General features: G+C 52.8%; 16 protein-coding genes, 1 tRNA gene and 2 pseudogenes. 13 read left to right on the top strand and 6 right to left on the bottom strand.

Annotated elements, in window-relative coordinates:
- Nucleotides 1-36 precede the first annotated feature (36 nt).
- Together sctV and sctW are read right to left on the bottom strand one after the other, a co-directional pair.
- Nucleotides 37-2,130, bottom strand: coding sequence for a type III secretion system export apparatus subunit SctV (gene sctV, locus PSH66_RS03695; protein WP_305428388.1), 2,094 nt, complete (start codon nt 2,128-2,130; stop codon nt 37-39).
- Nucleotides 2,127-3,191: a type III secretion system gatekeeper subunit SctW gene (gene sctW / locus PSH66_RS03690; protein ID WP_305428387.1), complete on the bottom strand. Its 1,065-nt coding sequence runs from the start codon at nt 3,189-3,191 to the stop codon at nt 2,127-2,129. The genes sctV and sctW overlap by 4 nt, the downstream gene beginning before the upstream one ends.
- 263 nt (nt 3,192-3,454) lie before the next feature.
- Between sctW and PSH66_RS03685 the strand changes: the two are divergent.
- The 3 genes and pseudogenes from PSH66_RS03685 (at nt 3,455) to PSH66_RS03675 (ending at nt 5,681) form a co-directional block, all read left to right on the top strand.
- Nucleotides 3,455-4,005 (top strand): annotated as a pseudogene (locus PSH66_RS03685) (RNA polymerase sigma factor).
- Nucleotides 4,006-4,215: 210 nt separating this feature from the next.
- Nucleotides 4,216-4,292: transfer RNA gene (locus PSH66_RS03680), tRNA-Met, on the top strand.
- Nucleotides 4,293-4,457: 165 nt separating this feature from the next.
- Nucleotides 4,458-5,681, top strand: a complete 1,224-nt coding sequence (locus tag PSH66_RS03675) for a tyrosine-type recombinase/integrase (protein ID WP_305428386.1) — start codon at nt 4,458-4,460, stop codon at nt 5,679-5,681.
- Nucleotides 5,682-5,819: 138 nt separating this feature from the next.
- On the opposite strand, the pseudogene PSH66_RS03670 reads toward PSH66_RS03675, so the two are convergent.
- The 4 genes and pseudogenes from PSH66_RS03670 to PSH66_RS03655 all read right to left on the bottom strand — a co-directional run.
- Nucleotides 5,820-6,068, bottom strand: a pseudogene (locus tag PSH66_RS03670) (hypothetical protein); the annotation flags it as partial.
- Nucleotides 6,065-7,045, bottom strand: a complete 981-nt coding sequence (locus tag PSH66_RS03665) for an integrase domain-containing protein (RefSeq protein WP_305428384.1) — start codon at nt 7,043-7,045, stop codon at nt 6,065-6,067. The pseudogene PSH66_RS03670 and the gene PSH66_RS03665, both read right to left, overlap by 4 nt.
- A complete protein-coding gene (locus tag PSH66_RS03660) occupies nt 7,029-7,382 on the bottom strand; it encodes a hypothetical protein (RefSeq protein WP_305428383.1) in 354 nt (117 codons plus the stop codon). The genes PSH66_RS03665 and PSH66_RS03660 overlap by 17 nt, the downstream gene beginning before the upstream one ends.
- Nucleotides 7,369-8,775 (bottom strand): YfjI family protein, encoded by a 1,407-nt coding sequence (locus tag PSH66_RS03655; RefSeq protein WP_305428382.1) that lies wholly within the window; start codon nt 8,773-8,775, stop codon nt 7,369-7,371. The genes PSH66_RS03660 and PSH66_RS03655 overlap by 14 nt, the downstream gene beginning before the upstream one ends.
- A gap of 1,635 nt (nt 8,776-10,410) precedes the next feature.
- On the opposite strand from PSH66_RS03655, the gene PSH66_RS03650 reads away from it, so the two are divergent.
- The 10 genes from PSH66_RS03650 to PSH66_RS03605 all read left to right on the top strand — a co-directional run bounded on the left by PSH66_RS03650 (nt 10,411) and on the right by PSH66_RS03605 (nt 21,783).
- Entirely contained in the window at nt 10,411-11,133 is a 723-nt protein-coding gene (locus PSH66_RS03650; RefSeq protein WP_305428381.1) for an autoinducer binding domain-containing protein, read from the top strand.
- 258 nt (nt 11,134-11,391) lie between these two features.
- A complete protein-coding gene (locus PSH66_RS03645; RefSeq protein WP_305428380.1) occupies nt 11,392-11,982 on the top strand; it encodes a cysteine hydrolase family protein in 591 nt (196 codons plus the stop codon).
- 34 nt (nt 11,983-12,016) lie between these two features.
- Nucleotides 12,017-13,069: a hydrogenase expression/formation protein HypE gene (gene hypE, locus PSH66_RS03640; RefSeq protein ID WP_305428379.1), complete on the top strand. Its 1,053-nt coding sequence runs from the start codon at nt 12,017-12,019 to the stop codon at nt 13,067-13,069.
- 56 nt (nt 13,070-13,125) lie between these two features.
- Nucleotides 13,126-15,432 (top strand): carbamoyltransferase HypF, encoded by a 2,307-nt coding sequence (hypF, locus tag PSH66_RS03635; RefSeq protein WP_305428378.1) that lies wholly within the window; start codon nt 13,126-13,128, stop codon nt 15,430-15,432.
- Nucleotides 15,433-15,471: 39 nt separating this feature from the next.
- A complete protein-coding gene (locus PSH66_RS03630) occupies nt 15,472-16,788 on the top strand; it encodes a lysine N(6)-hydroxylase/L-ornithine N(5)-oxygenase family protein (protein WP_305428377.1) in 1,317 nt (438 codons plus the stop codon).
- A complete protein-coding gene (locus PSH66_RS03625; protein ID WP_305428376.1) occupies nt 16,778-17,107 on the top strand; it encodes a cupin domain-containing protein in 330 nt (109 codons plus the stop codon). Before PSH66_RS03630 ends, PSH66_RS03625 begins: the two co-directional genes overlap by 11 nt.
- On the top strand, nt 17,100-18,176 hold the full coding sequence (locus PSH66_RS03620) for an FAD-binding oxidoreductase (protein ID WP_305428375.1): 1,077 nt from the start codon (nt 17,100-17,102) through the stop codon (nt 18,174-18,176). The genes PSH66_RS03625 and PSH66_RS03620 overlap by 8 nt, the downstream gene beginning before the upstream one ends.
- The gene (locus PSH66_RS03615) at nt 18,169-19,752 is read left to right on the top strand and encodes a class I tRNA ligase family protein (RefSeq protein WP_305428374.1); all 1,584 of its coding nucleotides are present in this window, start codon (nt 18,169-18,171) and stop codon (nt 19,750-19,752) included. Before PSH66_RS03620 ends, PSH66_RS03615 begins: the two co-directional genes overlap by 8 nt.
- Nucleotides 19,749-20,639 (top strand): DMT family transporter, encoded by an 891-nt coding sequence (locus PSH66_RS03610; RefSeq protein ID WP_305428373.1) that lies wholly within the window; start codon nt 19,749-19,751, stop codon nt 20,637-20,639. The genes PSH66_RS03615 and PSH66_RS03610 overlap by 4 nt, the downstream gene beginning before the upstream one ends.
- Nucleotides 20,640-21,003: 364 nt before the next feature.
- Complete coding sequence (locus PSH66_RS03605) at nt 21,004-21,783, top strand: PhzF family phenazine biosynthesis protein (RefSeq protein WP_305428372.1); 780 nt, start codon at nt 21,004-21,006, stop codon at nt 21,781-21,783.
- Nucleotide 21,784: the final 1 nt, after the last annotated feature.

Genomic DNA, 21,784 nt, shown 5'->3' with positions numbered 1-21,784 from the left:
AGCGCACCCTCCCCTGCGCGGTGGGCAGCACTACGCTCATGCCATGGCTCCGCGCATCAACTCATCCTGGCCCACGTCAAAACGCCCCAGCACCTTAACCTTGGAATGACTCCCAAGCTCTGCAAAGGACAACACCGGCACATGGTTGAACTCGTCCATCAATAAGGTGCGCAAGGGACTGCGCAGATCCTGCGCAACCAATATCACGCTCTTGCTTTTGGGACGCGCGGTGAACGCCTGGTTGAGCAAGTTGACCAACGCCGCGCTGTGATCAGTATCGAGGGCAAAGAACACCCCGGTCTGGGTCTGGCGCAAGGCATCACGCAAGATATTTTCGGTTTGCGGCGAGAGCAGCCAGGCATGCAGTCCATCGGCCTCGCTGTACTGGTGGTAGATCTGTGATTTGAGCGCGATGCGCGCGTAATCAGCCAATGCCTCCGGCTCGCGCTCATGCTGGCCGTACTCGATCAACGACTCGACAATCAAGCGTACGGCACGCAACGGCACCCCTTCACCGGCCAAGCGCTGCAGCACCGCCGAAAACCGCGAAAGCGGCATGATCCGCTGCAGCTCCTGCACCAGTTCCGGCTGGCTGTGCTCCAGCCAACTGAGAATGGCCTTGCTCTCCTGTATCCCGAGAAAACGCGGCCCGCTGAGCATCATCGCGCGTGTCATTCGCTCGACGATCAGGCTTTGCGCGGTGAAGCGCTCCACCTGCGGATCGTCAAGCAAGGGATGTTCGGGCGTCAGCCATAGCCAGCCTTCCTCATCGCGCTCAGGCAGCCCGTGCACGGCATCGTCCGGCGGTGACGCCAACGCGTCGTGCGCTACGGCGATGCGGTCGCTCAAGGTGGCTTGCATCACCGGTACCTCATGGACGCAAAAACGTATCTCGTCCGGCGCCAGCAACTCGATGAACTCAGCTTCAAACGGTGGCAACGTCAAGCCGATATTGGCTACCAGCGTATTCCGCGCCTGGCGGATTTTCTGGACGATCTCAATGACCTGAGGCGTTGCATACACAGAAGGATGAAACTGCAACACGTACGGCCGCGACGGATCAAACCCACGCAGGTCTTCTTCACCGTTCTCCTCCGGCCGCACCGCAGCAGGGGCTTCGGCTGACGGACGCTCCTGGCGCTCACGCTGCCGGGCCAGGTAGTAACCCAGTCCTCCGGTCATCATGGAAATAAAAATGAACACCATTGTCGGCATGCCAGGCACGGCCGCAAACGCGAGCATCCCCACCGAGGCAATCATCCAGCTCTTGGGTTCGCTGGTCATTTGCCGGGCAATTTCCGCCCCCATGTTACTGATGCCTTTGCGCCCGTCCGGCGCCACGCGGGTGATGATCATGCCGGCGGTCAGGGAGATCAGCAGCGCGGGTATCTGTGCAATCAGGCCGTCACCGATGGTCAGCACCGAATACAGCGCCATGGACTCACCGGCGCTCAAACCATGCTGGAACATGCCAGTGGAGAAACCGCCCAACAGGTTGACCACCACGATGATCAAACCGGCAATGGCATCGCCCTTGACGAACTTCATGGCGCCGTCCATGGCCCCGAACAACTGGCTTTCACGCGACAACTGCTCACGCTTGTCCCGCGCTTGCACACCGTCGATCAACCCGGCGCGCAGGTCGCTGTCGATGGACATCTGCTTGCCCGGCATCGCATCCAGGCTGAAACGCGCCGCCACTTCGGCGACCCGCTCCGAGCCCTTGGTGATCACCAGGAAATTGACCAGGGTCAGGATCAGGAAGATCACCATCCCCACCGCGAGGTTGCCCCCGACCACAAAATTGCCGAAGGCCTCGACGATATCACCGGCGTCCTGCTCCAGCAGAATAAGGCGCGTGGTCGCAATCGACAGCGCCAGGCGAAACATGGTGGTCAGCAGCAGAATCGAAGGGAAAGAAGAAAACGCCAACGGCCCGGGCAGGTAGAGCGCCAGCACGATCAACAGGCAGGAAATACAGATGTTCAGCGCAATCAGGATATCCACCAGCCAGGTGGGCAGCGGCACGATAAAGATGAACACGATGGCCAGGACCACCACGGCACCCAGCACCTCGGCGCGCCGCGCTATCGTGAGCAACACACCGTTGACGGCGGCCAACGCACTCACCCGTCGATCCTCGTCTTGTCGAAAAATTGCAGGCGCCCACGTTCGACGCGGGCAAACTCGTCCATCACCAGCAGAAAGCTACGCAGAGCCTCTTGACGACTGCGGCTGTCGTCCCACAACGCCAGGGGCAAACGTTGGATGACCGGATACAGGCTGTTGAGGCAAACCAGTTGATCGACCGCCAAATCGCCGCCCAGGTCATAGGCCAGACGCTGCACTTCAGCTGACTCGATGCCGCTGCCGGCGTAGCCCAGCAGGCGCTGCAGCAAACCGACCGGTTCCTCCTGCGCGCCAAGGCGCAGGATCAGTGCCTGGCAATTGGCCAACACCGCGCCCAGCTGACCGCAGCTCTGCAGCCCCCTGAGAAGCGCACGCAAGCGCACATCAGGCACCGACGGTGCATGTGCCGCGACATCATCGGCCAAGGCCCGGCGCATCACGTTGAGGCCGTCGACAAACCGCTCGCCCCCATACATGCCCAGCAGCGCGTGCATCATGGTCGACAGGGATTGGCGAGTGACCACACTGGCGTAATACAACGTGCGTATGGCCTGGCGCTCCTGCGGGTCATCCGTGGCCCGTTGCAGCGCCGCGGCAATGTTCAGGCCGGCCTGGATTTCCCGTTTGAAACGCATCTCCAGCCTGGCAATGGCATCCCTCGCCAGTGCCGCTTGCGCACCGCGGGTTTCGTCCTGCGCCTGCGCGGCCACCTGCTTGAGTACCACGAAGGTACGCGCCGGATCGCCCCCGCCGAGGTCCAGCAACTTGTCCAGAGCCGGTTGTTGCAATAACTGAATGCGCATGCGCCGAGCAACCACCGCCAGGCTCGCCTGGGCCGGATGTCCGAGCATGTCATAGAGCTGCGCGAGCTGCTCAACGGGAGGCACCCGTATCGGCATGAACCGCTTGGGGAAGGCGTTAGCGTCGGCCGCCACGTCCTGACTGAAGATCAGCGCAATGTCCTCGCTCCCCTTCGCAGGGGTTGGCGCTTCGACAGGGCCGATACGAGACGGGTCCAGGCGCTGAATCTGCTCCATATCGTTGCTGGATTCGACTTTCATGGTTAAGCCAGAACAGGAAGAGTGTGTCTCTGTGTGGCAAGCCCCGCCCACCTGGTTCCATCGAAATCAACAATCTCACCGCCTGTGAAAATACCCGCACAAACTCACGGCGCACTTTGCAAAGCGTTGCGCAAAAAACGCTTAATTCAAGATATTTATTTATACAAATCAATAAGTTGAACGATTTTTTCATTTGGCACAACCGGTGCAAAAGGGCTTCCCGTCGAAACCATTTCGACCGCGTCTACCCTAAGGAAAAAATCATGAATATCCCTATTGAAGCTTTAGCGCACCTAGTTGGCAGCTCGCCTCAATTCATGCTTCACCTGACAGACGACCAGCAAAAGAAACTACGCCGTTTCATTCACAAGCGTGTTCTGAACCCGGAAGATGCGGACGATCTTCTGCAATTGACTTACCTTGAAGCCTGGCGCAACCGCGAGCGTTTCAGTGGCACTGCCACGCTCAGTACCTGGATGTGCGGCATCGCGCAGAATCTGATCCGCAACCACTTCCGGCGCCTGTATGCCAAGCCGGTGCATTGTGAATTGATGAGTCGTTGTGGCATGGGCAAGAGGACAACCACAATCTGGACTGGGAATTCGAGGTCAACCGGCGTCTTGAAAAAACCCTGAACGCCATCGACCACCTGCCCACGGAAATGCGCAAAACGCTGTACGCCTCGCTGGAAACCGACGGCAGTTACCAGGACACGGCCGACGCACTGGACATTCCTATCGGCACGGTTCGCTCACGCCTGTCTCGGGCGCGTGAACAGCTCAAGCGCATCACCCACACCTCGCTGCATTCGTAAGGCAAGCCACGTGTTGGGCGGCAGGGATATCTGCCCAACTCGATCAGGCTCCCTCGCGCCGACATCAATCGATGCCCCAGTGGAACCCACGTCCACCCCGCCACTCGTCGCCGTTTAGCCAGGTTTGGGTTAAACAATTGAAAGCGTAGAAAAAATTCTCAACAAAACACTTGACGCATCGGCGCCCGAAGCGAATAATGCGCGCCACTTGGCTACATAGCTCAGTTGGTTAGAGCATAGCATTCATAATGCTGGGGTCCGGGGTTCAAGTCCCTGTGTAGCCACCAAGTACCGGTTTATAGAGATCCAAGGATGTCTGTAAATCACCTCAAGAAGCCCGCCTCGTGCGGGCTTTCTTGTATCTGGACATCCAAGCTGATCCACCCACATCCTTCACATCCTGTATGCCCCCATGTATGCTTCAATGAAAATTGAACTGGAGGCATACACGGGTGAAACGCAGCGATATTAAACGCCGTCCTCTCTCCGATACCGCACTAGTCAACCTCGCTCCTGAAGCGGGGGCCTACCGCGAGCTAGACAGCTCGGGGCTTTATTTCAGAGTAAAGCCTAACGGGCAGAAATCGTGGGAGTTGCGCTATAAGAAGCCCGACGGCAAATGGTCGTGGCTTGGCCTTGGTGGTTACCCAGAAGTCAGCGGCGCCGTTGCTCGGCAAAAAGCTGCCGAATTGAGATCGGATGCAGCAGAAGGCAAAAATCCGATAGCCGCCAAGAAAACTAGAAAAGCTGCGGAGGTAGCAGCAACAAACGAAACCTTTGAAGCCTTGGCTCGTGAATGGCATACGTCTCGCTTGGCTGGCTGGGATGCCGGCACAGCAAAAAGAGTCCTTGGAGCCTTGGAACGCCACGTGTTCCCTCTTGTCGGAAAACGTCCATATGTGTCCATCATGTCAATGGAGTGGATGGAGCTTTTGAGAGGGCTCGAACGTCAGGGAATCCTCGAGCAGATGAGTCGCGTGAGGGCATACTGCAAAGACATTTACGACCTGGCTCGCGTAACCGGTAGGGCGATGAACAACCCCTTAGAGGGGGTTCATAAATTTCTCTCATCGGGAAAGGCCGAGAACTACGCCCATGTCTCACTGGAAGAGCTTCCCGCACTGCTCAGAGCAATACGATCATACCCACACGCCAGGGATGTCCAGCTAGGCCTCCAACTGCTTACTCTCATGGCTGTCCGTCCCAGCGAGCTTCGAGAGGCATACTGGGCTGAGTTCGACTTTGACAAAAGGCTTTGGACCGTCCCCGTTGAACGCAAAGGCCGTAAAAAAGGGCGTGAACACCTTGTACCACTCTGCAAGCAGGCGCTAAGCGCTCTTACTGAACTACGAAAAATCACGGGAGCGTACCCATTGTTGTTCCCTGGTCGAAGCGATCGAACCAAGCCTCGCAGCGATACCGTTTTTCTGATGGCGCTAAGACGCCTTGGTTACGAAGGACGACAGACCGGACATGGCTTCCGTCACATTGCCAGCACGGTACTCAACGAGCACGGTTTTCCAGCGGACCACATTGAAGCCCAGCTCAGTCACAAGGCGTCAGGTGTACGCGGGATCTATAACAAGGCTCAGTATCTGGAGCAACGTACGACAATGATGCAGTGGTACGCCGATCATCTTGACGGGCTTGAAGCAGGAAATATCAGAGCCGTATAAAACTACGGCCTCTTAGCTTCTTGCCCAGTAAAGAGCGTCCTGATAGGCCTAGCTTGAAGTCGACCATTTAGGCTGCGGGATGCCACAGTTCGGTGAGCACTTATCCAAATGGAGCTGACTGTCAGCTTTAACACTTTCACGCCGCCTACGAATTAACGCTGCTGTTAACTCGTAATAATAAACGGTAGACGGCGCTGAGCATCGCAGGTAGTGCTCCAGAAACCATTTCAAGTGCTTGTCTCTCCAAGACCAGGGCGTCGCACATCCCCAGCGCTCCCGAATCGCCTCGTGCATCCTTTCTGCTTGCCTGATGTGCCGCTGCTGCGTGGCATGTGCACCTTTGAGCACGGGGCGCAGGAACAACGCTATGTCGAACTCGGCCGTCATCGCCGGCCTCCGATGTAGGCACTCACCACATCGATGCGGTTATGTCCCAACTCGCGGCTTATCTGCTTACGGGCTCGCTGATCGAGTGCTCGATCCTCTTGATGAACACGACCACCATTAACGGGTGCAGGAAAGCCTATTAGTTGCTCATAGCGCTCACAGGCGTAAGCCGCCCGCAGCTCATGAAAGCCTTTCAATCCATGTTCATGCAGGAGGTCCCGTGCCGGTCGCACAACTGATTGCGTAAACTCTTTGTAGCTCTCGTTGGGAGCCAACAGGTTCCGACTGCCGCTGGGTGAAGCCTCCCAGGCCCTATCCAAGGCGCCACGGATTTGATCAGTGACCGCGATCCAGCGCGGTGCTGACGCGCCTGATCGACCACCTTTGGTGCCGTCTTGGATGTTGATCTTGCCCAGTTGCCGAACCTCGCGCTGCAGTCGGGGCAGATCGGCCAGGATCGCTTCGCGCAGGCGCATACCAGTCTCACGGGCGAGGAGCACAATGGCACTCACCCTCGATTGCTGACGATCTGACAGCGCCCGTGCGATCAACTCGACCTGCGCACGGTCTTGGCCTTGCGGGGCCTCACTACGCACGCTTGAGCGCTGCATACCCAGCGCCTTGCTCGGACTGGGGATTTTGACGTACTGATCACCGCGCAGCGCAGCCATCGTTCGGTTCACGCTTGACAGTCGGTTCTGCGCGGTGGCGATGCCGACGTTGCCCTGGTCAACCTGCTGCCTCATATAGGCGGCGTACAGCATGAGGACCTCGCGGTCGATCTGACGCGCGTCATTGAGCCTCGGCCCTTCCTCGGATCGACACCAATTCACGAAGGCCTGCCACCGATCGCTATGGGCTTTGACGGTAGCAAAATGGCCGTCGCCAAACAGATCTTTCAGGGCTTGCGGTCCGGCATAGCTGAGCTGGCGACCGAAGCCGAAATTGCGCCCCGCTCGCTTACCGACGCGAGCCATTTTTCTGTTCCTGATCGACTGCAGCAAGCTCATGTAGAAGGGCTTGCCAGTGCGCACTTACAATCGTGAACTGAGCCCAATCAGTCGGGCGAAAACACAGCGTGTTGTCAGTAACGTAGAGATGCACGCCCTGCTCTTTCAACAACTGAATGATGGCTGTCGTCGAGGTGATAGTTTTACGGGTGGTGGCGACACCGGCGACAGCGGCGACATCCCTTGCCCTGCCTGGCTTTAAGCGTGGCGACAAAGTGGCGACAGTAGCGGCGACAAATCGCGCTTTCGGCTCCTTTTGGCGCTGAGCCAGATGGTTGCGTAGCGCTTCATCAATATTGAACATGGCGCACCTCGAAGGTGTGGCCGTCAGTGATGAGCCACTGATGATCAATCAATTCGACCAACAGCTTGGCGGTATGACGACTGCTCTTACGGGCAAAGCGGGGACCGTTGCGATTCAATTCACGAATACTGAAACGCTTCCAATCTTTGACCTGTAGCCATCGCAGCAACCGGTCCGCCTCTTCCTTTACCCGACACACTGGCTCCTGCTCAGTCAGGCGCTGGATCTCGGTGAGGTGGTAGCCGACTAAAGCGGAGGCCCGTTGGATATGGTCGACCTCCACGACGCTGCTCTCCTCCACAACTGCAAGAATGCCGGCGACGCGCAGCAGGTTATCGGCGGCCTTTGATCCGCTGGGCCGTACGCTGGCCAGCTCGCCAAACTCCCCCAGTTGAGCTTCGATAGCGTCATGCAGATCAATCCAGCGACGACGAGCCAATGCACTGAGGCTCAGCGTTGAAAGCAACAGAGCACCGTCAGCCGAAAGTGACCATGGCTGATGAAACAGTGCCGAAAGGCGGTGGTGATATCGCTTCAGGGCAGGATCTTTGGACAAGTCGACAGACTGATAGCTACGTTGTCCGGCAAGGCTGGTGGGCCAGGTGATGAGGCAGCGACCGAGAATGCCTTGCCCCTGCAGCAATGGGTCACTGAGTAACTGCATGGCTAGATACGGTTGCAGCATCAGGTGCAGGCTTAAGCGTCGATCGTAAGCTCGCAAGCTTTCACCCGCCATAGACCGCGCGCGATCTATCGGACTGCCGTCCCAGAGTGACGACAAGGTCGTGACCGCTTTCAAACGGTTATCCCGACTCATGGTGCTGCTACCGAGGAATTGTCCTCCTTCATCGCAGAACAGACCCATGCTGGGCAAGTCATGACAGAGCCCCTTGATCAGCGCCTCGATAGTCGGGTCCGTGGTGATCAGCCTCGGGGCTGAAGGCTCCGCTTCGCGTGGCACCCCGTTCGCGGGCTCAGAATCGGCAGGCTTGATACGCTGCGCTTCCCGCTGTGCAACACGGTGCCGTGCAAGCTGTTCTCGGTAACGCTGCCACTGCTCACGCTCCCATTGGCGTGCTGGCAGCAATGCAGATCGGTCTGTCGCTGTTTTGCGATCACCGGACGCAGCCACCGTGATCAGGTACAGCGACAGCGGATAACTGCGTCCGTCGAGCTGTAAGCCCGCATGGCCTTGAGTGGCCAGCGCCGAGGCAGCCAACACCGATTGCGCAGCAAGCGCCTGGGGCACGCCGATGACTTCGGCCATGCGCTCTACCGCAGGCCCAAGAATCCCACCCAGTGCCTGCACTGGATAAGGCTGGGCCACGGGATTCGACTCAATCAGCGGTCGAGGCGGTCGTGGTAGTTCAAGCTTCGGATCTAACTGCTGCATGGGCCCTCTCCTCGTCTATTGCAGGTTGTCCTCACGTAGTCCCGCCACGGCTGTTGAGTGTTATCAGGGATCAAGGCCCCTGCGGCCTGTGAGGTGTTCACTGACGCGGAACGAACGGCTCCTTACGACCGGGAGCGAGGGCATAGCCCCATGAATCTGGCCTCCTTAGACGCATCAGAAAATGCGGGCGGGTGGAGGCTGCGCCGACTGACAAGTTCGGCACCTGGAGATCCTGGGTGGGAGAAGGCAAAGACCTAGACACCTGGGGCATGCCTGACCGTCAGTCAGGTACAGCCTTTCCATAGGCTGCGGCACTGGTACCTGTGTCGTTGCGGATGGCGACGAATCGGATTTGTCAGGCCGATTGTCACGAGGAGAGATGCGGCAATGCCTTTTTCGACGTGGCTTGCAGCAGTGGTACGAGCGCCCGTCTCTTTCCGGGAGAAAGAGACGGGCGCAGTCTGGCGCAGCGAGATGTGCCGAAAGGTGAGGTTGCTGCAGCGCAGTGAGGAAGGTCCATCGTCTGCCGCAGTGGGCAGATTAAGTCGAGTGAGCACCCATCACTCTTGGGGAGTGACCGTGCGAGCCGCCGGATGCTAATCGCACTTTGGGAGAACCACCACAGAAGTGGCGTAGCCTTGAAGGTTCTGGCTACCTGGGCAGGTGCTGCCAACGACAGCGATCCGTGCGCCAATTTTTATACCCACTCGAAAAGGCGGTCAAGCGTCACGGCCAAAGCGCTCAGAAAGTGGCGACTGTCGCCACTTTTGTCGCCATGCTCTAGGCCATGTTCTACGTGGGTTGTCGCCGCTGTCGCCATACCTATATCCGTGTCCAACGAAAGGATCCACTTTGACACTGAAACGGCTCTGCGCCCGGTACAGATCACGAGCAACTGCTGACGGGTAAAAGAAGGCTGGCGCTGATCAAATTTGAAATGAAAGGGAGGAACGGCGGTGGCTGCGAGAAAAAGCGAGTGAACCCTCCGATCGGCGCGATCAAAGATCGCTGGATCGGAGGGTTGGGCGAGAAAAGCAACATGTCAAACGCCAAATATAGCCTCAAGCGCCAAAAGCAGGATGATTGAGAGACGACTGCTTGAGGACGCATGATCAGCGTATGAAAGCGAGCTTCGAACGCTTCTGGGGGCTCCCCCGGTGATGGCGTATTCGGTTCTGCGTCAGTGCATGAGTAATACACCCTGGAAGCAATTCGGTGCGACAGCCCCAGGCTCGGTGATCGTCTCGAATCCGAATAAAGAACACACAGGCAACTTAATTTTGTTTACTCCATCTTTAGTTAGCGGGTAACCGTATATAAAACAAGCACATGTCGTGTTGAGGTTGATTTAGTGAAGAGCCATGCACAGCATTGAAGCCGCGACGAACCAAAAAAGGGCACTCTGATAGCTTATTCAGTGATTGCGAATTTCATTTGCTTTGCTTTGAAGCGCTGGCGTAACGTCGTAACAAAATATTTCAGCGGAGGTTGAACACATCTCAGACGGATGCGAACCAAGCATAAGGAATGTATGGGCTCGCAAGCATCACCTCCTGTCAGTTGGCATGTAATGGCGACTTGAGAGCGAGTGACCTTGCGCAACGGAAATAAATAGTGTGAGTAAGGATGAGTGAAATGCAAGGAACGAAAGGTTTTGTAAGTTGGTGGAGGGATTTTCTTGCAGAGATTAGTACAACACCAAACGCGCAATGCGCACTGAACGTGGTGGAGGGAGAAGCTAGAGAGCTGGATTTTGATTTCTACTCTTATGCTGTTAAACAGGGCACTCCGTTTACACAGCCGAAAATGGAAATTAGAGGGAACTATCCTGCCGCCTGGCTGGATCGATACCAGTCCAAAAACTACGGTGCCACTGACCCAACCATTGCGATAGGAGTCAGTGCATCGACATTTGTCGTGTGGAGCCAGGACGTGAAGGAGAAGCACCCGATGCTCTTTCGCGAAGCAGAGGAGTGGGGACTAAAGTTTGGCGCAACGCTGACTATTATAGGGGTAGGGAATACTACCCGTATGCTATCGTTTGCCCGTAGAGACAAAGATATCCAGGATGCACATATAGCTGAGTTGGAACTACGAATGAATTGTGTTCTGGCTGCACTGACTCGCAGACTCAATACCCTGGAAAGCTCAGGGGAGCGGGCGCCGATAAGCTTGAGCTTCAGAGAGACAGAAATCTTGAAGTGGACTGCCGATGGAAAAAGTACTGATGAGGTCGCCATTATATTGTCGATTTCTATTAACACAGTAAACTTCCATATAAAAAATATTCAGAAGAAATTTGGCGCATGCAACAAACTGTCCGCCGCCGCACAGGCTGCAGCATGGAGGCTAATCTAGAAATTTTTACGGTGCCCTACCAAATTTAGTAGGTTGTGCGAAAACTTAGCCCTGATCATAGTGTAAGTGTACTGCTTGCGCCCAGCTGGCAGTTACGAATACTTACAGCTAAGTCGCACATGCGGAATAAAAAATCTCAGCTATTAATTTAGTTATATAGATCGGATCGCTCGAGGTTGTCCTTGCAGTTTTCGGACTGCTCTTGCCTGCAGTACCGGTACGTGTAAATAAATTTCCGTCAGCGCTAAGGAGTACCAAATGAAAAAGCAGACTGTTGCAGTGTTGACCAATGATCTTCAATACGACCTGGTGGAAAAGACCAACGAACGGGTCGCTGCAGTAAAAGAAGCCACTGGGAAGTTTCAAACGTTTCTTGGAGACATGAGGGACTTGGGTTGCCCTATATTTCATCTACAATTGATTAATATGCCGGACGACCCGAATATCGAGCTGCATCAAGGCCGGATGCTGGCGGCAAAAGGGTCGAAAGGGGCGGAAGTGATGGCAGAGTTTGTTGCCGAAGGTGACGTCATTGTCGAGAAAAACAAGGACAGCGGCTTTTATGAAACTGCTCTTGAAGGGTTGTTGAAAGAGCACGGCATCGAGACCGTGGTGATTACCGGCATGCAGACGCAAATCTGTGTGCAAACGACCGCAGCAGATGCCTTCTTCAGAGGTTACAACGTTTGGGTGCCCGAGGACTGTGTGGTTTCGGCTCGGTCAGAAGACAAGATCCGCTCTCTCGACTGGATGGCGGGCTACTGTGCCACTGTTGCTACCGGTCCAGAGATTGTAGCGAAATTAAGTAAAGGTGAGACGCTCCCCCGCATGTCCAGCGTGACGCCATAAATCGCTTTAAATAAAACCGCGCAAGGAGCCCTCTGTGAGCAAGATCATTAATAACTCGATCAATACCGCCGTTACGGCAGACGTTACTAAAATCCAATTGGACCATGGTACAGGAGCCAAGCTTAGCCGCGAATTAGTTGGTTTGATTGTGGATGAGTTGGGTGATGTATACATTGGAAAGATGGAAGACAGCGCGGTATTGGACCTTGATTGCACGCGGATTGCTATCACGACAGATTCTTTCGTCGTAGCCCCTTATCTTTTCGGTAATGGAGATATAGGAAAAATTGCGGTGTGTGGAACAGTTAATGATCTTGCCGTTGTTGGAGCGACACCGGTCTATTTAACACTGGCACTGATTCTTGAGGTCGGGTTCCCTATCGCGGACCTCAAGAAAATACTTCGTTCCATTCGATTGTCCGCATTAGAAGCAGGAGTCAAGATTGTCGCTGGTGATACAAAGGTTGTGGGTCAAGGAGAGGCTGACGGAATATTTATTAACACGACCGGCGTCGGTATTGTGAAGTCCCAAGCACTGCAAATGACTTCAGTGAAGTCGGGCGACAATATTATTGTGAGCGGCTTTTTGGGTAACCATAGCGTGCATCTTTTATCGATTCGCGAAGGCTTGGGGTTTGAAACACGAGTTCTAAGTGATTGTGCTGTATTGAGCAATGCTATTGCCTCTTTGATGTCGGCGACGAAGGTCGGGGCCGTCAGATCTATGCGAGATGTTACGCGAGGGGGGCTGTCAGCAGTTCTGCATGAGTATGCGGCGGTGCTGAGCAAAACTATAATTTTTGAAGAGCATTTATTACCGATACAACATGAAACGCTGATGGCTACCGATATGTTGGGTGTAAACCCACTAAATTTAGCAAATGAAGGTTGCTTGTGCATTTTTGTGAGCCCGGACGAAACTGACGCCGTTATGACAGTACTTAGAAACATTAAAGAAACTTGCCACGCGTCGGTAATAGGTCGTGTGTCTGATGTGAAGGGTGCCAAAGTCCAGATGATCACCCACAGTGGTGATCAAGTTGAAATAGAAGAGTTAGTGGGTGCGGAGTTACCTAGACTTTGCTAAGAGCGCTGTAAGTAAGAAGCGAATTTGGGTGTGCTCGATTCGATATGGACAACAACATGAATCTACAGCGTTGGGTCATTCGGGTAACAGGTATCGTTCAAGGAGTAGGATATCGGCCCTTTGTTTATAAATTGGCTGGCAACACTGGTGTTCTTGGATCTGTCTGGAACGATCAGGCAGGCGTAGTGATTGATGCCGTAGGCCTACCCGCTACATTGCAAGCCTTCAAGATTAGCTTGGAGTTCAGCGCGCCGCCTTTGGCGGTTATTAACTCGATATCACATGTTGAGTGTGCGCTTTATGAAATACCCGAATGTTTTAAGATTGCTGAGTCCGTCAAGTCCACGGAAGTCAGTTCTTGGGTCGCGCCGGACTATGATGTCTGTGAAGAATGTTTGCAGGAAATGCGTGATCCACGTGATCGCCGCTATCGATACCCATTTATAAACTGCACAAATTGTGGTCCAAGATATTCAATTATTCGGAGTATGCCCTACGATCGTATAAAGACGACCATGTGCACTTTTACTATGTGCTGCGATTGCGAGCAAGAGTACCTTGATCCAGCAAGCCGCCGATTTCACGCCCAGCCTATTGCTTGTCCAAACTGTGGGCCGGAAGTTGAACTGCTGGATGCCGGAGGGGCCCTGTTTCACAAAACCGAAGCCATTACTGAAGCCCGACGCTTGCTTTTTGGTGGGAAAATACTCGGTGTTAAAAGCATAGGCGGATTTCATCTGGCGGCTCGCGCCAACGATGAGGTGGCCATCAAGATATTAAGAAAAAGGAAAAAGCGGGACTCCAAGCCTTTTGCGGTGATGGTTCGGGATGTTGAGACTGCAAGAACATGGGCTGACGTCTCTGATCAAGAGGCGGCAGTTTTGACAAGTTCCGCACGGCCCATTGTATTGCTGCGAAAAAAAACGGGAACGGTGGCTGAGGCTATCGCGCCGAGAAACCCCATGATCGGCTTAATGTTGCCTTCCGCTCCCTTGCATTACCTTCTTTTAGAGGATCCCACGCTCGGTTCGCTAGTAATGACAAGTGCGAACCTTTCGGGAAGGCCTATTTGTTATGAAAACCATGAAGCACTTGGCTTGTTGAAGGGCATGGCGGACTGTCTCTTGGTTCATAACCGTGACATACAGCGTCGTGTCGACGATTCGGTCGTCAGAGTCACTCTGCTTAAAGGTTCGAATGAACCATTTTTGACCTTTGTCCGAAGATCTCGGGGGTACGCACCGTTTCCGGTATCCGTGGCGCTGGAAGGGAAAAACGTCCTGGCCTATGGCGCAGAACTGAAAACCACCATCGCAGTTTCCAAGCAACAACAGGTGTTTGTGAGCCAGCATATCGGCGATTTGAAGAACAACCTTACGCTAGCCGCTCACGAACAATGCGCGAAAGATCTTTGTCAGCTCAACGATGTGCGCCCTGCGGTTATTGCGTGTGATATGCATCCTCTTTTTAGTGCGACTCGAAGCGCGATGGCCAATACTGAGCTTCCAGTGGTGCAAGTTCAACATCATCATGCACACATGGCATCGTGTATGGCTGAAAACAATCTTGCGGGTTTGGTCCTAGGCGTCATTTTTGATGGGACCGGTTACGGCACTGACGGAACCATCTGGGGGGCTGAGTTCCTTTTAGGGGATTACACCGACGTACGCCGAGTTGCGACTATCAGGCCTTTGAAATTACTCGGTGGGGATGCGGCGATAAAAGACCCCAGTCGCGTTGCGGTGGCGTTGCTCTGTGATGCGTTTGAGAGCTTTGGGGACATTGCAAACTGCAATCTTTTTCAGCGCTTGGGTGCTGAAAAAATGAGGGTCTACGAGGTGATGTATCGGCGAAATGTAAATAGCGTTAGTTGTACCAGCATGGGGCGATTGTTTGATGGCATCGCCAGCCTGATCGGTGTATGTGATAACGCCGAGTACGAAGCGCAAGGCCCTATAGAACTGGAAGGTCTACTGGGGCGTGATCACTCCCTAGCGTGTATTTATAGCTACGGACTGGTTCAGTCAGAGACCGGCCTAATAACGATTGATTACAGAGCGATGGTTCGCCAGATAGTCACCGACCTTGCTGAAAGTATTTGCCGTGCAACCATCAGCCGGAAGTTTCATTCCACGATTGTTGACATGATACGAACTGTTTGTAGAGAGCTATCAGCGCGCTTTCAGGCCAACCAAATTGTATTAAGTGGAGGTGTTTTCATGAACGAGTTTCTACTGGTCAACGCATATCAACAGTTGAAGGCGCTAGGACTTAACCCTCACTTGCATAAAAATTTGCCATCCAATGACGCCGGAATTTCCTACGGGCAGATTGCAGTAGCCACAGCGTCTATGAAGCCATGATCGATCAAAGGTCAATTTTTTCTAAAATCAGGTGATGTCATGAAATCGATCGGCACTGTTTGGGATATCGTTGGCGTCGGCTTGGGCCCTTCAAACCTCAGTTTGAGTGCATTAATCAACGGGTCCACTCATGCTGTTAAATTGAAAGCAGTATTTTTTGAAAGACAGAACGACTTTCAGTGGCACTCAGGCATGATGCTGTCAGACGCGTCCATGCAAACCTCCTTCATGAAAGACCTGGTGACTCTGATAGACCCTTCGAATCGATATTCATTTCTTATGTATCTGCAGAGAATCGGAGCATTGTATCATTTCTTAAATACAGATAGAGGAAAGCTAACTCGGCAAGAGTTTAATCGGTATTGTAAATGGGTGGTGGAACAGTTGCCTTGGTGCAATTTTAGTGAGCATGTTGTTCGCATAAATCATGTAGAGCATGGGTTTAAGGTCGAAACAAATCGTCGTGCCATTCTTGCAAAAAACGTTGTTATTGGAACCGGCCGCATGGTCAATATTCCGGAATTATTCAAGCCTTATATGGGAGAAAAATTATTTCATTCATCAACTTACTCATTCCGTCGCGCATCGCTAGATTGTAGCGATTCGGTCTGCATTATTGGCGGGGGGCAAAGCGGAGCTGAAATTCTTCTTGATTTACTTAAAATGGAAAAGCCTCCTAAGGAGATTTACTGGTTATCGAGACGGAGTATATTTGCCCCTCTCGATGAATCTCCGTTCGTTAACGAATTATTTTCTCCCGGTTACGTGCGCTTTTTTTTCAACGCTCCGGAAAGCCAGCGCGACCGACTTTTATCAGAGCAAAAACTTGCAAGCGATGGTATTTCTCCCGACACTCTCAAGGATATATATAAGGCGATATACCTAAATAAATTCGTACAGCACAGTCGTAGCGAGGTACGCCTGATACCCTCCAGCACGCTGGATGAATTTTTACTAGAGCGGCAAAAGTATCGACTAACCTATCGTTACTCTAGCGGTGCAAAGGGGGCGCTTTTAGCCGATTATGTGGTGCTGGCGACCGGTTATAAACAATCGGACTTCGAGTTCTTGAAACCTGTTGATGCGTTGCTTGTCCGAGAGGTTTCGGGATACTGTGTCAATGATGATTACTCTATAAAGTCCCGTCGACCAATGAGCAACAAAATTTACTTGCAGAATGCCGCGAAACACACCCATGGCGTGGCCGATCCAAACTTGAGTCTTCTGGCGTGGCGCAGTGCGAATATTATCAATAGCATTGCTAGAGTTAGTGTTTTTGATACAACTACCGCTGAAAGTTTCATGACTTGGGATGAATTAGCCTTGCAGGAGGGTAGACGATCCCATGTTCAATAAAAAAGTCTTCTCCGCCATTTCTCTAGGTCGGAAACTTATTCGCGAAAATGGCATATTGATCGTTGAACACAAAATGAAAAACCGGTGCGGCGCGGGATTTTTTATCGTTTCATCAGGGCAAACGACGGGTATCGATACACATAAGGTTCGGGAACTTTGGATTGTGCTTTCAGGACAGGGGTGTTTGTCCAGAGGTACCGATGAATACGAAGTTTCGCCTGGATCCGTATTTGCTTTTTCACCTTTTCAAGAACACCAACTTTTTGCGTCTAAAGGCCAGGCCGTGACCGTCTTCAACATTTGGTGGCACGATGAGTAAAAAGTGGGATCTTATTGTTATTGGTGCGGGGATCATCGGTGTAACGACCGCATGGATGGCGCGAAAATTTCATCATAAAAATGTTTTGCTTATTGAGCAGAAATTTGCCAGTCGAGGGGCCACGGCTTATGCCCTAGCGCTGCGCACACCTTATTTTGAATCTGCCAATATGCAGGCGTTGGTGGCCAAGTCGAAAAAGATCTACGAAGAGAGGATTGACGTCCTGCCTGAAAGTGCCTCTGCTCGTATCCCTTCATTTTGGGTCATTCCGGAAGCTGCCCAGGACACGCTTAGACGCAGGCTCGCCAGCGATCAGTTGCAAGTAGCATCGCGTGCCACACAAAAGGAGTTACTCAGATATCTGCCGGGATTGCAAGTCAGTAAAGACGAACGATTGATGTACGATCCTGACGACAGAGTTGGCTCACCTATTAAAACCTCGGAAGCCCTTCTCCGTGACTTCCTACATGATGGAGGCACTATTATTGAAGGTGTACGGTACGCTTCATGTTTGGAAGATTCGCGGGGCGTGAATGTCGTACTTTCAGACGGCACATGCTTATCTGGAACCAATGTCGTCGTTGCCACTGGGCCGTGGATGGCCCGTGAATTTTCCTCTTATCTTCTGCCACCCGTACGCTCTAAGAAAATCATCGCATTTCATATTGATGAAGCTCTACGCCAGGGAAGTCCGATTGTTCAATGGTTGGAGGATGATGTATTTCTTGCTCCCGACTATGCCAGAAACAGATACCTGCTATCAATACGTAGCAATGAGTGGGATGTTGTCCCCGATGATTCCAGGCTGTCTATTTCTGAAACAGAAACTGCATATGCGCGGTGTTTTTTGAGTCAACACTTTCCGCGCTTTTTGAATGCAATCCGCGGTGGGCGAGTTTTCTGCGATGGTTATTCGCGAACTTCCGTCCCCTATGTTTCCCGCGATCCATTTACCAAGGGTGTCTATTACGCGGGGGCCGCAGGAGGGGCTGGCTATCGCTTGGCTCCTGCCATTGCCGATAATGTACTAATGCTGCTTGGGACAGGGAGCCTAATCACTAATGCCTAATCAATATCTTATTGTTCCAAGTCCGCCAACGCCCAACGGACGGCTTCACTTAGGGCACATGGCCGGCGTTTACCTACCACTTGACATTTTAACCCGAACGCTGCGGCAACACGGGAAAACTGTATTTTTTATCGGTAGTACCGATGCATATGACTCATATGTATCATTACTTCACGACGAAGAACAAGAACGTAAGCGGCGAGTGCTTGATCTACACGCTAGTATTACGCATGATTTGAAACTCTTGGCTATCGACATGGATGATTTTTCCTGTCCGGTGGACAAGGTATGGCATGAGCTCTATGTTCAGACTCAGACAAACGTATTCAATACCCTGGCGACCTTGGGTAAAATACAGGCTATTTCTGAGGCATATCTTGAAGATATTGAAACGGGGTCCATATGTAGTGGGAGGAGGATCAGTGGGAATTGTCCGCATTGTTTTTCCAGTCTACGGGGTTTTATCTGTGAAGAATGTGGAGCTATAAACTCTCCAGAGCATTTGATAAATCCCTCCGCAGTAAGTGGCAGGCCGACGCTTGAACGACAGCACATCTCCAAATTCCTTAAATTGTCTTACGATACTCTTAACTATTTAAGAAAGCGTATTGCCGAGCAATTTGCTTCCAGTGAGATCACCAATACGCCATTGTGGTTTCTTACGCAGCAAGATACACTTGTCAGATTGACCTACGCTGGTGAATACGGCTTAAGCTTGAAAGGATTTTCAGCGAACGAGAAAGTATTCAATTACTCCGGCTTCGCGGATTATATTTTTGCGGGTGAACTATATAAAAAACTGACTGGGGACAAGGTTAATCCATTTGAGCGTGCGTCTGATTTTGTGACAGTCGGGATGTGCGGATTCGATAATGTACTAAGCTCCCTAGTATTTGAATCCGCAGTCGCACTGGAATCGCAGATATGGAAATGTGTCGACTACCCGATCGTTTCCAAACTTTTAACTTTTGAAGGTTCAAAATTTTCAACAAGTAGAAAACATGGCATTTGGGCCTACGAACTACTGAGCTGCAATAAAGTTGATCGTGATATTTTAAGATACTACCTTGCGGATCTTTGCACGAAAGAAACCACATGTGATTTTTCGGTAGCTCGCTATATTGAATTTAGTAATACCGGGGCGGGGCGCTATTTCTATAACAGTATTCAGCGTACTCACGACTTTCTCACAACGGTGGAGCTCGTTACGTCCGTGCAGATTGATTGTCCACCCAGCCTGACTCAGCTATTTTCTGCGTGCTGGTTTAATACAGAACTTAACGATTTAAGCGTGTCTGCGGTTATAGAAGGAATTGAAAATTGGATGGCGCAGCAGGCAATGCTGATGGAAAATCAGGAAGGAGCATTGGTTTATCTGTACGGATTGGCGATACTTGCTTATCCGGTGCTGCCTGGTGTGGCTTTGGTTTTATGGACTAGTCTAGGACTCACGGGCCTGCCAACACTCACGCAATCTCCGCCCCCCCTCTGTTATCGCGGCGTTTTTTTGTCGTTGCCGCTGCTCGATAAAACTGATATAGCGTTTTCCATACACCAAATGCAGGATGCGGAATGAAAATTTCAGCTATAACCCAAGCAACATTGGCCATGGCGATTCTTTGTATGATGGACCCGTTGGTTAAGAGCCTTGCGACCCGATACCCGGTGATGGAAATTGCATTCTTCCGATTTGCCGGAGGATTGGTGGTCAGTGCGTTGCTCGCGCTGTATTTTCGTCCAGCGTGGCCCGACAAGAGGTCCTTTGTTACCAATGGCGCACGTTCGGTGTTGGTAGCGATTTCAGTGTTAACACTGTTCTACTCACTGAAGCTTCTTCCCATTGCTACGGCTGTTGCTGTGTCCTTTATCTCGCCGGTGGTTATTGTAGTCCTGGCGGTCTTGGTGCTTGGTGAGCGTTTGACTCTGCGAATTCTATTCGCACTGGTGCTCGGGATTTCTGGTTTGCTACTGATACTGGGCAACTCTGTTTTGGGTGTTGAGTCTACTACGGCGTCATGGATAGGAGTGGCGGCAGGGATTATTTCAGCGGTGGCTTATGCGGTTTCCATGATTATCCTGCGTTCAAGAGCGACCCAGGATCCCATCGTGACCATTATCATTTTTCAGAACCTCACACCGACCTTGCTGTTGCTGATTCCATGCCTAATTTTGGGTTGGATAATGCCCGACTATAAAGATCTTCTGATTTTTCTTTGTGTCGGGCTTCTCGGTGCTTCCGGCCACTATTTACTGGCCCAGGCTTTTAGCCGGGCGAATGCCTCGAAATTGGCGCCCGTTGAATACACGGCACTTGTTTGGGGCGTATTTTATGGTTTCGTTTTCTTTAATGAATGGCCGCAGATCATCACAATCATCGGGGCTGCAGCGATCTTGCTGGGAGTGATTACGCTAAATCACACCGCGCCCCAGTCTCTGCCAGTCAACTCGGGATCCCTTGACTAGCCTTTCTGCGTGTGAGAGTTATCGTTCAGTGGTTGGAGGAACCTCGTGTATGCCCATATGTATGCCCACTATTATATTTTCATATAAAATCGATTAAAAACATAGAATTAAAAACTCAGTTCAAATGACTGTGTAGCCACCAAGTACTAAAAACGGCTTACCGAAAGGTAGGCCGTTTTTTTATGCCTGCAGAAAAGGCTGGGGCATACTCGCATCGTTACGCCCCACCACCATCGACTCACGCCCTGCGCCCGCATGAACCTCAATGTGACAGAAGCGCTCAAAAAAACCGCCCATCTGTATTTTGACGCTCGCTTGACCCCGCTGTTAGTGTCCAGCCTCCCCACACACGGAGTGCACCACGGTGAAACTGGACATCTATCAAGTCGACGCCTTCAGCCAACACCCCTTCGGCGGCAACCCCGCGGCGGTGTGTCCGCTTACCGAGTGGCTGCCCGATGATCAGTTGCAAAACATCGCCGCTGAAAACAACCTCTCCGAAACCGCTTACTTCGTGCCTCGTGACGGGTTCTATGAGTTGCGCTGGTTTACCCCGCAAGTCGAGGTCGATCTGTGCGGTCATGCCACCTTGGCGGCAGCGTGGGTGTTGATTCACCGGTTGCAGAATGCGCCTGAAGTGCTGCGTTTCGCCACGCGCAGCGGTGAGCTGCGGGTCACGCGCGATGGCGATGAACTGGCGATGGATTTCCCGGTCAGGCAGCCCGAGCGCTGCGAGCCGCCGGCCGGGATGCTCGACGCCCTGGGGATTGAACACGCCGAAGTGTTCGGCACCGATGACTACATCGTGCTGGTGGACAGCGAAGCCCGGCTTGCGGCGCTGAAGCCGGATTTTTCGCGCCTCAAGGGCCTGCCTAAACGCGGCATTGCGGTGACAACCAAAGGCACACAGTTTGATTTTGTTTCGCGCTGGTTCGGGCCGAATGTGGGCATCGATGAAGACCCGGTCACCGGTTCGGCGCACACCTCGCTGGCGCCGTTCTGGGCCGGACGCCTGGGCAAGACAACACTCACGGCCGAGCAAGGCGGCAAACGGCGTGGCCAGTTGCGCTGCGAATTCAAGGGCGACCGCGTGATCATTTCCGGCAAGGCCGTGCTGTATCTGCAAGGCCAGATCTACCTGTAAA

It is taken from the genome of Pseudomonas sp. FP597 (assembly GCF_030687435.1).
GTDB lineage: Bacteria > Pseudomonadota > Gammaproteobacteria > Pseudomonadales > Pseudomonadaceae > Aquipseudomonas > Aquipseudomonas lactucae.
This window is presented reverse-complemented; position numbering and strand designations above follow the sequence as displayed.

Excerpts from the sequence above, each read along its gene's own strand:
- sctW (WP_305428387.1), bottom strand. The coding sequence starts at position 3,191 with ATGAAAGTCGAATCCAGCAACGATATGGAGCAGATTCAGCGCCTGGAC.
- PSH66_RS03665 (WP_305428384.1), bottom strand. The coding sequence starts at position 7,045 with ATGGCTCGCGTCGGTAAGCGAGCGGGGCGCAATTTCGGCTTCGGTCGC.
- PSH66_RS03660 (WP_305428383.1), bottom strand. The coding sequence starts at position 7,382 with ATGTTCAATATTGATGAAGCGCTACGCAACCATCTGGCTCAGCGCCAA.
- PSH66_RS03655 (WP_305428382.1), bottom strand. The coding sequence starts at position 8,775 with ATGCAGCAGTTAGATCCGAAGCTTGAACTACCACGACCGCCTCGACCG.
- PSH66_RS03650 (WP_305428381.1), top strand. The coding sequence starts at position 10,411 with ATGCAAGGAACGAAAGGTTTTGTAAGTTGGTGGAGGGATTTTCTTGCA.
- PSH66_RS03645 (WP_305428380.1), top strand. The coding sequence starts at position 11,392 with ATGAAAAAGCAGACTGTTGCAGTGTTGACCAATGATCTTCAATACGAC.
- hypF (WP_305428378.1), top strand. The coding sequence starts at position 13,126 with ATGAATCTACAGCGTTGGGTCATTCGGGTAACAGGTATCGTTCAAGGA.
- PSH66_RS03630 (WP_305428377.1), top strand. The coding sequence starts at position 15,472 with ATGAAATCGATCGGCACTGTTTGGGATATCGTTGGCGTCGGCTTGGGC.
- PSH66_RS03625 (WP_305428376.1), top strand. The coding sequence starts at position 16,778 with ATGTTCAATAAAAAAGTCTTCTCCGCCATTTCTCTAGGTCGGAAACTT.
- PSH66_RS03620 (WP_305428375.1), top strand. The coding sequence starts at position 17,100 with ATGAGTAAAAAGTGGGATCTTATTGTTATTGGTGCGGGGATCATCGGT.
- PSH66_RS03615 (WP_305428374.1), top strand. The coding sequence starts at position 18,169 with ATGCCTAATCAATATCTTATTGTTCCAAGTCCGCCAACGCCCAACGGA.
- PSH66_RS03610 (WP_305428373.1), top strand. The coding sequence starts at position 19,749 with ATGAAAATTTCAGCTATAACCCAAGCAACATTGGCCATGGCGATTCTT.